Consider the following 16,176-nt stretch of genomic DNA (forward strand, 5'->3'; position numbering starts at 1 on the left):
AGAGAGGAATTATTCAGCATTAACGAAGGTAGAGATTCAGTCTTTATTAGATCAAAGTGCTATTGAATACAAGTCCAATGCAACAAAGGCTGAACTTATCACTTTATTAGAAGGGGATGCGAATGGATGAGCTTTTGAATGAACTAAAAGATGTTCTTAAAATCACCTGGAATGAAGAGGATGCTAGTTTAATAAAACTTTTGGAAAAAGGAGAGGCGTATTTGTTGGGTTTAACAAATGCGTCTTTTGATTTTTCAAAGGAGCTAACCCCGAAAGATTTGTTGTTAGAACGTTGTCGTTATGTTTATAACAATGCAGGTGATGAGTTTGAAAAAAATTATAAAAATGAATTATCCAGGCTTATTTTAGATGTGGCTTTAGGAAAAGTTGGTGTAATCAATGGTTCTTAAATCGTATAGAGAAACCTTAAATGACGGATTTCTACAATACGGATATAAAAAAACAGAGCGTTCAGAAGAGGGTAAAAGAATAGGTGAGAAGTTTCATGAAGAAGGGAAGCTTGCCTATAAAGTGATGTCTTTACGGGACAGTGATTACAAAATGGTGGGCGTTTTAACAACGGGATTAGATGTAAAAGTTAAAACACTGTATCCACCTTCCTTTAGAAAAATAAATAAAAATAAACTTAAGGTATTAATGGATGGAATCGAATATGACGTGATTAAAGTGGATTATGATTCTAACAAACAATACCTTTTCTTTTATTTGCAGCAGGTGGTGAAATCTCGTGAATGAAAAATCTAAAAAGCTTATGAAAGAGCAAAGAAGTGGCATAAAAAAAGCCATTGAAGACGGTTTTAAACTTTTAGTTGTTGAGGATGAACTAGCAGAAGATGAAGAATCGCAGCTAACAGAAGAGGGATATAATTGTTTTATTTTAGAATATGGTGAGTTTCAACCTTCTTCAAATGAGCGTTCGATTTCTCAAAGTATATATATTAGTTATTTATCGGAAAATCAATTGAATTTAGATGAACAGGTCATTGATATTATTTCATGGATTGGTAAAGTGAAAATGGTATCTTTTGTCGGCACAAAAAGCGATCGTCTTCAATTGAAAGATACAGATCGTTATATTGATCGTGTTGTTTTTACGTTTAAGAGGGTGATTCCGATTGAATGCATTTAATCTTGATTATACAGCGATAGAAAAACTCGAAGAAAAGATGCGACAGTTACCAAACAAGATGGAACCTGTTATCAACAAGATTCTTCATACAGATGGTGTCCAAATTGCGACAGAAGAGATTACAAAGCTTATTCGAGTATCTCGCTCTAAATGGAGCGTTCAAAATAAAGTACATGCTAAACATAGTAACTGGTCAAAAAGTGAAGAAATGAATTTGGGTTTTAAGATAAAAGCTAGGGGTGGAGTGGCTAATAAGAAAGGGTCGTTTGGATATTTAGTCTTCCCAAACGAAGGAAGAGGTCCGCATAATCCATTAGAACAACGATTTGCAGAACGTGGGATTATGAATGCAAAACCTAAGATTCTAGAAAAATTACACAAAGGTGTAGATAAAGTATTAGAGGAGGAATTATAAATGGCTAAAACGATTGAAGAATTTAATTCTATGTCAATTGCGAATGCAAGTATTCAATTTAAGAAGAAAGGAACGCAAGAGCCAGGAACAAAATTCGGATGTGTAGGGACAATTGAAGGGGAACCAGAAATCAAAGAAATGAAAAAGGTATGCGGTGGTGTGACGTTAAAAAAGAAATCAAAGACTACTGAAATTAAGGTAACTGTTTCGGCACATATTCCTGTTAAAGTAGTAAGGGATTATTTTGGATTTGATACAGTAGGATTAAAACCAGGTGTTTGGGCATATGGAAGCGAGTCTAAAGGAAATGATTTTGTATTTACAGCAGATGTAGTAGACGATTTTGATGATGTTGTAAAACTGATTGCGTTTCCAAATTGCTCAAATTCTTCTGGTTTTAAGTTTTCAATTGCGAGTGGTGAAGAGGAATTGGCTATGATGGAATTAGAATTCTCGGCCTTACCAGATGATTTAAATAAATTCTATTATGAAGCGTTTGTGGATGAATTAGCAGATGCAACAGTCGCTCAAAAGTGGCATACACAATTTAATTCAGCTCTCGTTAAAGGAACAACTTCAGCTTAAAGCCCTAGTTTCATACAGGGCTTTTTCTTTTGGATTTAAATGAGAAGAAAATGAAAGTGAGGAAATAGCAGATGAAAGTACAAAAAATAACATTAAAAGAAGTCGAATTTGTAGAAGTAGAAGGTGAGTATGAAAAACGTTTTATTAATAAACAGAACTATCCGGCGTTTTTAACCAATTACGCTTTGAAAAAAGGCCAAGAAGAAGGGCTTATTACTAGTTCAATTATTGCTGATATCGTGAAATTCCAAGCATTAGATGGATTAAGAAATGAGGATAATAAAGATTTATCAGCTTTAGAACAAATCGATCAAACAAGTATTCATAAAGTAATTTATATGGCGTTTAAAGGCGCGAACCCAAAAGAAAAGTTAACATTTGATGATTTCTTACAGAAGTATCATGATTCATTAGCAGAATCTATGGAATTATATACGAAACTGGTTGTTGATGTAATTAGTCAAGATCCAAATCAATTTGCCGCAGCACTGAAAAAAAGTACAAATAGCGGCGGTAACGGTGAAAAAAAGTAAAAAATCCAGACATTAAAATTGAATGTGTGGAAGATAAATACGTCTTGTATTGTCTAGTCTCTGGAATAGATCCAGAGACTTTTTGGCATGAGCCAATTTCGTCTGTTGAGCGTATTTACGCAGGGATTACAGCGTTTGAAGCATGGCGTAACAATCCCAAGTAAAGGTAGGTGAGATAATGGCAAGAAATAATTCGGAAGTTGAAGTTATATTTAAAGCGCAAAATAAAGATTTTAATGATGCTATGAAGGGCATGAATCAGGAAACTAAAAAACTTCGTCAAGAAATGAAATTACAAGAAGAGCAGATGAAGTTAAATGCTACTGATTCAGAAAAACTACAAGCAAAGCTTCAAAACCTTTCCCAACAGTATGCAGTTGCACAAAGGGCGACGCAAGCAACGGCGGAACATTTACAACGTGCTAAAGAATTATACGGAGAAAATTCTACTGTTGTAGCAAAACTAGAGTCAAAATTACGAAGTCAACAAATAACAGAACAACAGTTAGCGAATAGTATTAAACAAACTTCTGAAAGCTTAAAACAGGCGAGAGATGCTGAACAGGAAAGAACAAGTGAAACAGCTAAAGCGGCACAAAAACTAAAAGAGCTAAAAGGACAGGAAGAGCAGTTGCAATCTTCTCTTTCTAAGTTGAATGCTCAATACGAATTACAAAAAGCAACGCTTGGTGAGAATGCTTCAGAAATAGAGAAATTACGTTTGAAAATAGATAATCTTGGAGAGCAACATACTGTTGCAGCTAGTAAAGTACAAAACTATCAGAAACAGTTAGATCAAGCCAAACAGCAGTATGGTGAAAATGCTAGTGAAATCCCAAGATATGAAACGCAGCTAATACAAGCTCGGACAGCAGAACAGCAGTTGCAGAATCAATTAAGTGCGACAAATAAAAGTTTGCAGGAACAAGAAAAAGCAACGAAACAGTTAAAGACATTCTTTGATGCGACTGAAACGAGTGTAGATCATTTTGCAAATGCATTAGGAAATAACCTTACAAACGCAATACGAAACGGTACAGCGACAGCTAGGCAGTTAGAACAAGCGATCCAAATCATCGGCCGTGAAGCATTAGGTTCAGAAGCAGATATTGAGAAATTACAGCGATCTCTTCGTTCAATAGATGATGGAAACTCATTACAACAAGTTCGAAATGACTTGAGAGACATTTCACGAGAAGCAGAAAGAGCATCGCACAGTTTTAAAGAATTAGATATTGGTTTAGAAAATATTCTTGGTGGATTAATGGCTGGTGGTGGTATTTCAGGAGCCATTGAGCAAGCGCTTGATACTTCTAAATTAAAAACAAAAATTGACGTTTCTTTTGAAGTTCCAGCATCTTCTAAAAAATCGGTAGAAGAAGCAGTTCGTGGTGTAGAAGCCTATGGTGTTGATGTAGAGGAAGCACTGGAGGGTACACGTAGACAATGGGCGTTAAATCAAACTGTCAGTGATAAAGCTAATGCTTCCATTGTAAAAGGAGCAGGAGCCATTGCAAGTGCTTATGCGGGTATAGATTTTACTGAGTTAATTCAAGAAGCAAATGAAATTGGTAATGAATTAGGAATAACTAGTGACACGGCTTTAGGGTTAACGAATCGTCTGTTGAAAATCGGCTTTCCTCCTGAGCAATTGGACATTATTGCTGAATATGGTGGTCAGTTAACACGAGCTGGTTACAATGCTGAAGAAGTACAAGCAATTATGGAAGCTGGTGTTGATACAGGTACCTGGAATATTGATAATCTCTTAGATGGACTAAAAGAAGGCCGTGTTAAAGCGGCTGAATTTGGTCAAGGTGTCGACAAATCAATGAAAGAAGCTCTTGAAGGCACTAAAATTTCGGCTGATCAGTTAAAAAAGTGGGGGCAATCTGTCGCTAAAGGCGGTAAAGAAGGTTCGGCAGCAATGACAGAGATTGCGAAAGCATTGGCTAGTATTGAAGATGAAACAAAACGAAATGAAATCGGTGTTAAACTTTTCGGTAGATGATAAATTGTGCCGAAGTAAAATCGCGGTATAAAGCAAAGAGGGTGCGAATCCTGATTTGAACCGAAGGCTATACAAAGTATAGTCAGGGGCAGAGCATAGAGGGTGAAAAGATATAATCCTTCCACGAGACCGCGACACTTATTAGTGAAAACGTATGCCGAACTTACAGGAAATGAACTGTAAGAAGTAGAGGATAAAAAGCCTTTACGATAACAAAATGACAATGTATGAAGATCAAGGGCAGAATATCACCAATACACTTATTGGTGCTCAAGATAAAGTTATAGATTTAAACAAGAATCAAGAACAGCTAAATGAAATGATTAAGAAAATGGATGCCAGCCCAGCTGTAAAGTTTCAAAAAGCTATGAACGACTTGAAAATGGCGCTTGAGCCTGTTCTGGGCGTTATCGCGGATGTAATTAGTGCTTTTGCGGGATTTGTTTCAGAACATCCAGCATTAGCGGCAGCTATAACAACAATTGTAACAGCGCTTGGAATCCTTGTTGGAGCATGCATGGCTTTAGCCCCAGTGTTTGTCACCTTATCCAGTATAGCTGGTATATTGGGCGTAAGTATTGGGGCTGTTGCTGGTCCAGTTGCATTGGTAGTTGGGGGAGTAATAGCCGCATCCGCAGCTATTGCCGGATTGGTCATTTGGATGCGGAATTTGTGGCAAACCAATGAAGGATTCAAAAATAGCATTACGAGTGTAATTGAAAGCGTTCAAAACTTTGGACACGCATTATCTTCACTAGGTAAATATCTATTCTATACGGCTGTTGATGGAGATTATTTAAATGATTGGATTACTCATTTGCCAAAAGGATTTCAAGATGCGGCTGAAATGATAGGATTGGCAGTTAGTAAGATACGTGAAGCATGCCTGCATCTTTTTGATGCAGTAAAAGCGGTCTTTTCGGGAGATCTTAGCCAGTTAGGTGAAATCTTTAAGATGATTGGCCCTACAATCGCAGGAGCAATTATCGGAGGACTTCCAGGTGTTCTTGTATCTGTATCTCGTTATTTGCCAGCCATTGCGGAGTATTTGAATGCAAACTCAGGAATTATTCTTGAAACTATTACAAATATTTTTACCAACATAGCTAATTTCGTAACAACAGTTTTACCGCAATTTCTTGAAGCGGGATCACAAATGATTTCAAATCTTGTGAATGGTTTGGTTGTAGCGGCTCCAATTATGCTTGAAGCCATCGTTGGGATTATAAATACAATTTCACAGATGATTGCTACCTATCTCCCTATGATTGTTCAAATGGGAATGCAAATCATTCAAACTTTAATTTCTGGAATTGTACAAGTCTTACCTACACTGATAGAAACAGGACTTCAATTGATCCTAACCTTAATAAACGGAATTATGCAGATGCTTCCACAGTTAATTCAAATAGCTGTAACGATTATTCAAACTATTATTAATGGAATTATGTCATTTTTACCCCAGCTAATTGAAATGGGAATAAATTTATTAGTTTCATTAATTACAGGAATCACACAAGCTTTACCTATGATTGCTTTAGCGATTATTACAGTCATTACAACTTTAATTGAAGCCATTACAGCGAATTTACCTATGATTATTGAAGCTGGTGTTAAGGTTTTAACTAGCTTAATAGATGGAATCATTAAAATGCTACCGCAACTTATTGATTTAGCGATAAATCTTATAACCAAAGTGGCGGATACTTTATTAACAAACTTACCTAAAATAATTGAATCCGGTGTAAAGATTTTAATGGCCATTATTGATGGGATTGTACAAGTGTTACCACAGCTTATTAATGCAGCATTAGATTTAATTGTCAAAATAGCATCCACATTAATTGCAAACTTGCCGAAGATACTTGAAGCTGGTGTGAAAATTTTACTTATGTTGATTGCTGGAATTGTAAAGGTGATACCGGAATTAATTGCAGCCGCATTAAAGCTAATTGTTACTTTAGCAGGAGAGTTAATTAAGAATCTACCTAAAATCCTTGAAGCTGGTGTTCAACTAATTTGGGCTTTAATAAAAGGGATTGTCAGCATGGTAGGGCAATTAGGTTCGACAATTGTAACAGATATTGTACCGAAAATCGTTGACACATTAAGAAAAATCGATCTATTTAAGATAGGGAAAGATATCATAAGTGGATTGATAGATGGTCTAGGTAGCATGGCTGGTAAAGTGTTAAGTAAGGTGAAGTCTATAGGTAACGATATTCTTGATGGTTTTACTTCCTTCTTCGACATCCATAGTCCATCTCGAAAAATGAGGGATCAGGTTGGTAAACAAGTTGGTGCGGGGCTTGCTGTTGGTATGGAACAATCAATGTCAACAGTTCTTGCGGCAGCTAAAAACTTAGCAAATTCAGTGTATACGGTATTAGAAACTACGTTAAACACTTTCAATAGCTCCACTTTAAACGACATGATGAATAATAATCCTCTTAGGAGTTATTTTGAAGCAATATTATACGATGGAGATTATCTTAATGATTGGATTACTCATTTACCAGTTGATATGAGAGATGCATTAGAAGCAGTTGGGAAAGAATTAGAACAGTTTACTCTCGATGGTGTAGAAGACGATAGTCCTATTGCGCGGTATATTCGTAGCATATTAGAGGGCGGGGACCCGGCTCAAGATATACTAAGAGAGTTTAACAATTCAAATAAATGGCTAGAAATCGGTAAAAAAATAGCTGGTTTCAGAGAGCAAATTTTTAAAGATTTTTATAATGCTCCAAACCAAAAGTCAACCAAAGGTAATGTGTTACAATCCGCACTTAATAACATTTCAAACATGGTTGATGATACTTTTAAAAAGTTAAATTTATATGGAATAGATAAACAAGATAACATCACTTCTAATCTGTCGACATTAGCGACAAGAGCAGTTCAACCGATTGTTCAACAAATTGACAGTGGTCCTGTAGAAATTAATTTTTATAACACAATTAATAATGAACGTGATGTGGATCGTATGTTTGAAAAAGCAAATGATTGGTTTGCTGAGCGTGGCCGTAATGTAAAAATAGGAATAGGGAGGACTTAAATTGCTAGACATAGGTATCGATAATCAGTTAGCAAGTGACTATGGAATATGTATGGTAGAACGCCCTGTTATTCCTACAGCAGAACAGGAAGTAGAACATATTGAATTGCCGGGTAGACATGGTTCACTTACAAAAAAAGGGGCGTTTAAAAACGTCCCTTTAAAAATAAAATTCAATATGCTTGAAGAAGAGAATATTAAGCCCTTAGTTCGGCGCATGAAGGCTTGGTTGATGAATGGCAAGACACTATATTTTACAGATGATGATGTGTATCGAAAAATTAAACATGTTGTAGTAGGTGATATTGCAAATGAAATTGAAGAACACGGTGAGTTTGAAGTCGACTTTACGCTTGATCCGTTTGAGTATACAGAAGATGCAAACATAATGTTGAGTACTCCTGGAACTATTTATAATCCAGGTACAATGGAATCGGCTCCACTGTTGTTCATTGCAGGGAATGGTACATTTCGAATTTTCATTAATGATGTTTCTTTTCAGATTAAAGATGTAAATGGTTCTGTTGTAATAGATTCAGAATTATTAGAGGCATACAGTGGTACAGTATCAATGAATGATAAGATGATTGGTGGTTTTCCAGAATTCCAAATAGGAGAAAATAAAATAGAGTGGTCAGGTGCTATTCAATTTATTTCAATTCAACCAAGATGGAGATATAAATAATGATTACTTTATATAAACCAAATGAAACAGATTTTACGCATAACGGAATTGGTGTTTTAGATAAACATATTTATAGTGCAACTGTTGAGGAAGAACTCAACGGTTTATTTGTGTTTAATTTTAATTATCCTTTATTTGCTCCATATGGAACGAAGATTGACGGAATGAGCATCATAAAAGTTCCTACTCCTGATGGGGATCAGTTATTTCGCGTGGTGACTCCTAAAGTGAGCATGGGAGAAATCAAAGCGGTTTGTTATCACATTTTTTATGATTTAACGGAAAACTTGATTGAAGATATATTTATACAGCCTACAAATGGTACTGGGGCTATGGCTAGGTTATCATTGGGTTGTCAATATAAGCATCCGTTTACTTTTTATTCTGACGTAACGAATATATCCACCGCACGTATTGTTCGAAAGAATCCAGTGGAAGCAATGTTGGATACGAGCCAAGATAACTCATTCGTGAATCGATGGGGCGGGGAATTAAAAAGAGATAACTTCGATGTTAAGATGCTGAAAAACCGAGGAGCTAATCGTGGAGTAGTAATAAGACATAAAAAAGATTTGTTAGGTTATGAAGGAAGTGTGGACTGGAAAAGCCCTACTACCAGAATTATGCCGCAAGGGTTTGACGGATTGTTATTACCAGAAAAATATGTAGATAGTCCACTGATTCATAAGTATCCACATCCGAGAATACGAGTTATTGAATTTAATCATATAAAAGCGGCTATTGGTAAAAATGCAAATGATGAAGACGCATTACCTGTAGAAGAAGCGTATAACAGGTTACGTCAAGCCGCTAAAGCTATGTTTGATATTCAGATGGTCGATCAACCAAAAGCGACATATAAGGTTGAATTTCAAGAGTTGTCTCAAACAGAGGAGTATAAAGAATATAAAATTTTGCAGCGTGTCTGGATGGGCGATATTGTTACAGTTAAACATGAGGAAGATGGTATTGATATTCAAGCAAAAGTTATTGCGTATAAATATGATCCGATTAAAAAGGAATATATCAATGTAACCATTGGAAACTTTAAAGAATCTTTTACAGATATGGCTGGTAAGGTAGATCAAATCCAACAAGATTTATCCAATATGCCAGGATCTTTACTGGATGCAGCGAAAGAAAATGCCACAAAATTAATCAATTCGGGATTTGGTGGAAATGTACGTGTATATCCAGACCGAATTTTAATTATGGATACCAAAAATGAAATGACAGCTTCAAAAGTGTGGCAGTGGAACATAAACGGATTAGGGTATTCATCAAACGGGGTAAATGGTCCTTATGAAATAGCAATGACAAAAGATGGGCGTATTGTTGCGGATTTTATTACAACTGGAGTATTGAATGGAAATTTGATTCGAGGCGGAGAAATAACAGGAACTACTCTTAGAACTGCCAATGATTCTAATTATGTCTCTATTTCCAAACAGTTTATTAGGTTAATGGAATCGTATATCACTCGGATTTTCATGGGCTATTATATAAATCAAAGTAATATCATGCAACCCACTATTGTATTAGGTGGCAACAATGATATAACAGCAACGCAGGGTGCAGTGTTAGTTTACCAACTCGAAAGTTCTCCCAAGTCAGGAGGAATCGGAATATCAAATGGATACCTAAATGGTGATCCAAACAGAGTCTATTTTTCAGCGGGCCTTGCGTTTAATCAAAATGGACATGCAGAACTAAGAGCGGATCAAAGCCTAGAACTAGAGTCAAAAGCATCCTATGCTTCTTTGAGAAGCCAAAATAATCTTTTTCTGGAAAGTAGAACAGGTGGTGCTTATTTCACTGCAAAAGAAGGGTTTAATTTCCGCCAAAATGGAGATCGAGTTGTTGATTTGAAGTTGACACCTGGTGGAGATAGTGACATCGTATTTCAGAACATTTTATTACGGAACAACAGAAATTATGAAAATACCTATGTGCAAGTGAAAAGTGCTGGGGGAACTTATTTCAACGGTGTTTTAGCAGCAGATTTTAAAGTATCTTCTAAAAAGAAATATAAAACCAATATACGTGATATTAAATTTGATGCGTTAGAGAAGGTAATGGGGTGGGAGATTAAACAATACAACCTTAAAACAGAAATGGCTCAATTATATGATATGCGTATGAAGCGTAAAGAAGGAGATCCACTCCTTACAACAAACGATATTACAACACACTATGGAGTTGTACTTCCGGATGAATCAAAAGAAAATGGTGTTGGCTTATATGGGATGATTTCGCAGACTGTTAAAGCATTTCAGGAGTATGTAACCAAAACAGATGCTAGAATCGAAGAATTAGAGCCGATAAAGCCTAAAGGAAATATAAAACACAGGAACAAAGTAAAACGTCAAAGAAGACCGCCTAGACGCGTGAAAAGGAATAGTTAGAGAGAGGTGTAGTCATGCGAAATGAGGAAATTATTATAGATTTAGCAGATCCTGTGTTTACCAAAACAATTCGTTCGAGGCAAAATGATAAAAACGGATTGAAGATTACTGTAAATGTAAGAGAAAAGGGGCAACTTGTTGATTTAACAGGGTATGCAGTAAAGTACGAAGCGATTAATCAAGTCGGACTGTTCGTTCGGGATGATGCCCAAATAGTTGATGCAAAGAATGGTGTATTTTCATATACGTTGTCCTCACAAGCTGTTTCCACATCGGATGATTGGACAGCTTATTTTGTGATGGAAAAAAGTAAAGAACGAATGAGTACACCAGACATTCGGATTACATTAAGGCGAGATGTAAAAGAAGGTAATATTAAAATCGAAAACTATATTTCTGAGTTTGAGATTATTAAGAAAACATTAGACGAGTTGCAGAAGAAATTAAATGCTATGGATGTTGTTAGGAAAAGCGGCGATACGATGCCTGGCAACCTCTTGTTTGACAGGGCAGGTACAGCCAATACTAACAAAATAGCATTCTCTACGGCAGGAGTTGAAGAGCTCAACTTCTACCAAACAGGGGACGGTTATTATGGGATTAGGGATGTTAAAGGAAATCAAGGCGTTTGGGATTATAATCGTAACAATAAAACGTTTAATGTTTCCTCTAATACAAACCTTGTTAAGAAAGCTGGCGACATCATAAATGGATTACTTGAATTTAAGGTCGATAACGCAATTGTGTTAGGAAGTCGTTCTTTTAAGTCAGTTATTCATAAAGGTTCACAGGGAGAGCTGATATTTGCACCTTCCACACAAGAACAAGGTGATTCTTGGGATTGGTCTAAAAGAGTGGAATTTCGAACAGATGGGACAATTAGACAAGCAACAGATACTGGATGGATTAAATTGCCTACAACTGGGGTAGAGAATGTTGCTAACAGAGATATGAAATATAAGAGAAGTGGTGAAAACATTAGTGTAATTGGTTCGGTTCGAAATCCTCAAAATGAGGCAGTATTCGCCACACTACCAGTTGGATTTAGACCCGTACAGCACATTGCTTTTCCAGCACTGGCATATGGATATACACCCGCAGTTTGTGAAGTTACAATAAAACCTGATGGGGGGATTTTCGTGAATGGTGTTCCGAGCGGGAGTACTGTTCATATTGCAATGAGCTTTTTAATTTAGTTATTACAAGTCAAGCGTGCATAAGCAGGCTTTTTTATTTTGTATAAAATAGGGCTTTTATTTGGAAAGGAGTTGAACCAATGGCAGAGCAAAAACATGATGATTTTAAAGAATTATTAGTAGGGTTAACAAGGGTAGAAACAAAGTTAGACACACTTGGTAACGTTAAGGATGTTGTGATTGAAGCGCAGCAATCAGCGAAAAGTGCTCATTTACGAATTGATCGATTAGATAAGTTAGTATTTTGGATTGGTACTACAGTAGTTGGAGCTATTATCACTGGTGGGATAATGGCTCTTTTTAAATTCGCAGGAAAGTGATCGTATATACGGTCACTTTTTTTATTGAAAGGAGGTGAGAATATGAAAAATCTTGATGTAGCATCAATTAGTCGCTATGTCGTATTAGTAATTGCTGTGATTAATAGTGTCTTAAATCTTGTCGGATACCAAACGATTGATGACAAAATCACAAACGATTTAGTAGCTGTAATTACAGGTGCATTCACTTTGTATATGGCGTGGAAGAACAATTATTTGAGCAATAAGGGACTACAACAAAAAGATGTATTAGAAAAAAATAACTTACACTAAAAGGAGATGTTCAATAATGGGACACGTTGTAGATATTTCAAAATGGAATAGTAATATTAACTGGCCTGTGGCAAAACAATACATTGATTTCATCATCGCTCGTGTACAAGATGGTTCGAATTATGTAGATCCATTATATAAGGGATATGTACAAGCTATGAAGCAACATGGTATTCCTTTTGGTAACTATGCATTCTGTCGTTTCGTTTCTGAGAATGACGCACGTGTAGAAGCTCGAGACTTCTGGAATCGTGGAGATAAGAGCGCAACAGTCTGGGTGGCTGATGTAGAAATGAAAACCATGGATGATATGCGAGCAGGTACACAGGCTTTTATCGATGAATTACGTCGATTAGGTGCTAAGAAAGTTGGTTTATATGTTGGTCATCATATGTATGCTCCATTCGGAATGGTAAATGTAAAATCTGACTTTGTATGGATTCCGCGTTATGGTGGGAATAGACCAGCTTATCCATGTGATATCTGGCAATACACTGAAACAGGAAATGTACCTGGTATTGGAAAGTGTGATTTGAATGAATTAATTGGAAGCAAGTCGTTAGATTGGTTTACAAATAAATCGTATAAAGAAGAAGGAGTGGAGATTATCGTGAACAAACATAATAAGGTGGTTTCTTATGAATTTGGTGTAAATTTAATTCCCGAAATGATTCAAATGATGGATAAGCTTGGATACACTTCAAAAGTTGTTTCCCGAGGAGATCGTCAGGGGCTTGTTTATTTCGAGTCGGATTATCGTCAAGGTAGCGAGCTAGATAAAGCAACAGCATGGTTAGATGCTAAAGGATTAAATTATTACTATACAAAAGAATAATTTGGTGAGAAATAAAGTGCATAATAATAGCAAAGGTAAAGCATACTATGTAACAGCAAATGAAGCCTGTGTGTATGTAAAGTAATTAAAAAGCTGACAATAATTAGTCAGCTTTTTAATTACTATAATCTAGTATTTATCAGTCCGAAAGGCATGTTCTTTGCCTTTAAGTTGGTACTGAAAATCTTACCAATGTTTCTTTTTACAATGGCAACAAATAAAGAAACAGTTACAACGACACTTATTTCGATTGAACTTCCAATCATCATCACAATGGTGCTTGTCTTTAGATTTCCACCAATCGTCATCACAATGGTGCTTGTCTTTAGATTTCCACCAATCGTCATCACAATGCTTGTCCCACCAATCGTCATCACAATGGCGCTTATCTTTAGATTTCCACCAATCATCACAACAATGATTTTTCTTAGAACTCCAGCAATCATTATTCCAGGACATTCTTTTATACCTCCCTTCAATTAGGGTTAGTATTATTCTATGTTTTAGTAAAAAAACTGCTTGTTTATTAACCTATTATTATACTTTTATATGATAGAGAGCTTGCTACTAGATATAGAATTCATAAAAACTATGCTAATTTTCATGGGAGAATAGAAGAAATAAAAAAGTGCTAACAAGTTTGCAAACGAACTTGCTAACACTTATACGAAATAGACATAAATTATCGCTGATATATCATCTTCAATAATAGCCATAATCAATTAATACACACTAACAAGAAATAATCATAAAAACAGTCTTAATATCAAGAATATAATCATCCAGATATTCCTTTACTTTTAAGACGGAAACGAGGCATGATATTGATTTCTACAGAGTTTGCGTCAAATAATAAAAAAATCCGGTTTGTAAAACTAAAAATACAACAAGCTACAACCGGTATGAAATGGATTAAGATATTTAGAAATTTAAAAGATGATTTTCAAATAGGGGGAGAGGTGGATTTAGACCATATTCTCCAATATCCGAAAGATTATATTGTAGGAGAAAATAAAAGGGTGTTATTTCCATACAATGAGAGAATTTATAAAGTTCAAGGTACTAAAATAGAACCGGGTATAAAGGTAAAGGAAAGAGAGTATTTATTTAAAGAATTTCAGCGTAAATTCTCTTATTTCACAATACTTCCAGAATGTAAAAAGATAGCAACAAATAACAAAAATGAATTATTTCCTTTATTTGCACCAAAAGGATTAGAGACATTAACATTAGAAGTTTGGTCTGAAAATATAGCGCTGGAAATAGAACAAGCATTACTTGAGAGTGAAATTGTTTTGACTAAAGTTGGTGAAAATTCTTATGTATTGAATACAGATTTTCCAGTGTTATTAAAGATTGTGAGATATAATATTGAAAAGGTGTTACAAAATCCATATAAAATGCAATATTGCCAAAAATATAAAACAAATCTTGTAGATGATGTTAAGAAAGCTGTCTATGCTACCGCGGGTAAGCGCAGTGATGCGACATTAGCATTAATCGCAATGAAAAATTGTGATGGACGCGAAAAAATTGATCCAAAACAAATCATTAGAGAGGGATTTGCACGAACAAACCGTATTTCAACATTTATTAATTTATTTATAGGCCAAAGTGTATCTCGTAAAACAATTGTAAATAGTATTTTTAGTCTATTAGAACAAAAAGGATTTTTGAAGCGTAGTTGGAATAAGATAAATTTACCTTGTACATATGTTAGTTTATCAATTGAACGAATATCGAAATTTGATTTCTTACCTATTTTTTCAAAAATAAAAGGAAAAGAAATTTTATATAAATTATATGGGAATACAGAGTGGCAAACGATTGATTACGTAATATTAAATATAAATAAACATAATGCATTTTTACCACAACCATCAAAGAGAAATGATATGGGGGCTCTTTTTAAACAATATGTTTTCGAAACATTAATGGAAATTGTACAATATGCAAAAGAACAAAATGAACAAGTTTACTTCATTGTAGATGCAAATTTGAGAAAATATTGGATAAAAGAGTTACAAAATAAAGAAATTAATACAGATATTTTACCTGATATTGTTCCAGAGGTGTTAAAGGTTCCAAATTTAAATATTATTAGAATAAATACAGGTTTTGATGTACCAAGTTACGGTGTAATAGTACGCGATGATGCTCTAGATAGCATTGGCTTATATGCAGATCAAAAAGGGATGTATTATAGCACTGGTGAATATTCACTTAATTGTAGTGGGACTTTTCATCGATATATACTTGAAATTCTACCATTAGGTGTAAAACCTGTAGAAAGGGATTATATCGCTAAAATGATACATTACATGTGCTGTAATTCTAGTATGATTTCGAAAAAGAATGTACACTTGACATATTCCATGCATATGGAAAAGGTAATAAAGAGTTATATTACTGACATAGACGCAAGAGAGTTCAAAGAATTTGATGATGAATTGGATGTAGATGTAGTAAAAGTAGAAAAGTAAGATTCAATTACACTACTTTAAATACTAGTAAACAAATCCTGCTCGTTATATCGATTAGGATTTGTCATTTTTTTATGTAAATAAGGATATCCTTTGTCAAGTATCTTTTCGTTTACATATTTACTTTATGTGCAGACAGGATTAATATGTTTTTTAGAAATACAAAAACTATATCATATGGAAAAACGATTTTTATTAATTGAAAAAATTTGAAAGGAATGGGGAAT

General features: G+C 35.1%; 16 protein-coding genes. 15 read left to right on the forward strand and 1 reads right to left on the reverse strand.

Annotation, left to right across the window (positions count from 1 at the left end):
- The first annotated feature begins 122 nt into the window (after positions 1 to 122).
- The 14 genes from AXW78_RS12640 (at position 123) to AXW78_RS12705 (ending at position 13,466) form a co-directional block, all read left to right on the forward strand.
- Entirely contained in the window at positions 123 to 410 is a 288-nt protein-coding gene (locus AXW78_RS12640; protein WP_033693053.1) for a hypothetical protein, read from the forward strand.
- Positions 400 to 756: a phage head closure protein gene (locus tag AXW78_RS12645; protein ID WP_061884223.1), complete on the forward strand. Its 357-nt coding sequence runs from the start codon at positions 400 to 402 to the stop codon at positions 754 to 756. Before AXW78_RS12640 ends, AXW78_RS12645 begins: the two co-directional genes overlap by 11 nt.
- Positions 749 to 1,150, forward strand: coding sequence for a hypothetical protein (locus AXW78_RS12650; RefSeq protein ID WP_021727580.1), 402 nt, complete (start codon positions 749 to 751; stop codon positions 1,148 to 1,150). The genes AXW78_RS12645 and AXW78_RS12650 overlap by 8 nt, the downstream gene beginning before the upstream one ends.
- Positions 1,137 to 1,565 (forward strand): hypothetical protein, encoded by a 429-nt coding sequence (locus AXW78_RS12655; protein WP_081113953.1) that lies wholly within the window; start codon positions 1,137 to 1,139, stop codon positions 1,563 to 1,565. The genes AXW78_RS12650 and AXW78_RS12655 overlap by 14 nt, the downstream gene beginning before the upstream one ends.
- Entirely contained in the window at positions 1,566 to 2,150 is a 585-nt protein-coding gene (locus AXW78_RS12660; protein ID WP_021727578.1) for a major tail protein B, read from the forward strand.
- 71 nt (positions 2,151 to 2,221) lie between these two features.
- On the forward strand, positions 2,222 to 2,683 hold the full coding sequence (locus AXW78_RS12665) for a hypothetical protein (protein WP_000867964.1): 462 nt from the start codon (positions 2,222 to 2,224) through the stop codon (positions 2,681 to 2,683).
- Positions 2,684 to 2,861: 178 nt separating this feature from the next.
- Positions 2,862 to 4,694 (forward strand): hypothetical protein, encoded by a 1,833-nt coding sequence (locus tag AXW78_RS12670; protein ID WP_061884224.1) that lies wholly within the window; start codon positions 2,862 to 2,864, stop codon positions 4,692 to 4,694.
- Positions 4,695 to 4,911: 217 nt separating this feature from the next.
- Complete coding sequence (locus AXW78_RS12675) at positions 4,912 to 7,752, forward strand: hypothetical protein (RefSeq protein WP_231122445.1); 2,841 nt, start codon at positions 4,912 to 4,914, stop codon at positions 7,750 to 7,752.
- Position 7,753: 1 nt separating this feature from the next.
- Positions 7,754 to 8,437, forward strand: coding sequence for a phage tail domain-containing protein (locus AXW78_RS12680; RefSeq protein WP_061884225.1), 684 nt, complete (start codon positions 7,754 to 7,756; stop codon positions 8,435 to 8,437).
- Positions 8,437 to 10,842, forward strand: coding sequence for a phage tail spike protein (locus tag AXW78_RS12685; protein WP_061884226.1), 2,406 nt, complete (start codon positions 8,437 to 8,439; stop codon positions 10,840 to 10,842). The genes AXW78_RS12680 and AXW78_RS12685 overlap by 1 nt, the downstream gene beginning before the upstream one ends.
- A 14-nt stretch (positions 10,843 to 10,856) precedes the next feature.
- The gene (locus AXW78_RS12690) at positions 10,857 to 12,038 is read left to right on the forward strand and encodes a BppU family phage baseplate upper protein (protein ID WP_061884227.1); all 1,182 of its coding nucleotides are present in this window, start codon (positions 10,857 to 10,859) and stop codon (positions 12,036 to 12,038) included.
- Between the two features lie 80 nt (positions 12,039 to 12,118).
- Complete coding sequence (locus tag AXW78_RS12695; RefSeq protein WP_061884228.1) at positions 12,119 to 12,358, forward strand: hemolysin XhlA family protein; 240 nt, start codon at positions 12,119 to 12,121, stop codon at positions 12,356 to 12,358.
- A 42-nt stretch (positions 12,359 to 12,400) separates the two neighbouring features.
- Entirely contained in the window at positions 12,401 to 12,631 is a 231-nt protein-coding gene (locus tag AXW78_RS12700) for a phage holin (protein WP_000792698.1), read from the forward strand.
- A gap of 16 nt (positions 12,632 to 12,647) precedes the next feature.
- Positions 12,648 to 13,466 carry a GH25 family lysozyme gene (locus tag AXW78_RS12705; protein ID WP_061884229.1) on the forward strand — a complete coding sequence of 273 codons (819 nt, stop codon included), beginning with the start codon at positions 12,648 to 12,650 and terminating at the stop codon, positions 13,464 to 13,466.
- A 122-nt stretch (positions 13,467 to 13,588) separates the two neighbouring features.
- Here AXW78_RS12705 and AXW78_RS12710 read toward each other — a convergent pair whose 3' ends face one another.
- Positions 13,589 to 13,912 carry a hypothetical protein gene (locus AXW78_RS12710; protein WP_061884230.1) on the reverse strand — a complete coding sequence of 108 codons (324 nt, stop codon included), beginning with the start codon at positions 13,910 to 13,912 and terminating at the stop codon, positions 13,589 to 13,591.
- A gap of 378 nt (positions 13,913 to 14,290) precedes the next feature.
- On the opposite strand from AXW78_RS12710, the gene AXW78_RS12715 reads away from it, so the two are divergent.
- Positions 14,291 to 15,949: an RNaseH domain-containing protein gene (locus tag AXW78_RS12715; protein ID WP_061884231.1), complete on the forward strand. Its 1,659-nt coding sequence runs from the start codon at positions 14,291 to 14,293 to the stop codon at positions 15,947 to 15,949.
- The last annotated feature ends 227 nt before the right edge of the window (positions 15,950 to 16,176 follow it).

Origin of the sequence: Bacillus thuringiensis (genome assembly GCF_001595725.1) — a bacterium.
Taxonomy (GTDB): Bacteria; Bacillota; Bacilli; order Bacillales; family Bacillaceae_G; genus Bacillus_A; species Bacillus_A thuringiensis_K.

Coding starts and splice junctions, on each gene's coding strand:
- AXW78_RS12695 (WP_061884228.1), top strand. CDS start 12,119: ATGGCAGAGCAAAAACATGATGATTTTAAAGAATTATTAGTAGGGTTA.
- AXW78_RS12685 (WP_061884226.1), top strand. CDS start 8,437: ATGATTACTTTATATAAACCAAATGAAACAGATTTTACGCATAACGGA.
- AXW78_RS12670 (WP_061884224.1), top strand. CDS start 2,862: ATGGCAAGAAATAATTCGGAAGTTGAAGTTATATTTAAAGCGCAAAAT.
- AXW78_RS12660 (WP_021727578.1), top strand. CDS start 1,566: ATGGCTAAAACGATTGAAGAATTTAATTCTATGTCAATTGCGAATGCA.
- AXW78_RS12710 (WP_061884230.1), bottom strand. CDS start 13,912: ATGATTGCTGGAGTTCTAAGAAAAATCATTGTTGTGATGATTGGTGGA.
- AXW78_RS12700 (WP_000792698.1), top strand. CDS start 12,401: ATGAAAAATCTTGATGTAGCATCAATTAGTCGCTATGTCGTATTAGTA.
- AXW78_RS12665 (WP_000867964.1), top strand. CDS start 2,222: ATGAAAGTACAAAAAATAACATTAAAAGAAGTCGAATTTGTAGAAGTA.
- AXW78_RS12705 (WP_061884229.1), top strand. CDS start 12,648: ATGGGACACGTTGTAGATATTTCAAAATGGAATAGTAATATTAACTGG.
- AXW78_RS12675 (WP_231122445.1), top strand. CDS start 4,912: ATGACAATGTATGAAGATCAAGGGCAGAATATCACCAATACACTTATT.
- AXW78_RS12645 (WP_061884223.1), top strand. CDS start 400: ATGGTTCTTAAATCGTATAGAGAAACCTTAAATGACGGATTTCTACAA.
- AXW78_RS12640 (WP_033693053.1), top strand. CDS start 123: ATGGATGAGCTTTTGAATGAACTAAAAGATGTTCTTAAAATCACCTGG.
- AXW78_RS12690 (WP_061884227.1), top strand. CDS start 10,857: ATGCGAAATGAGGAAATTATTATAGATTTAGCAGATCCTGTGTTTACC.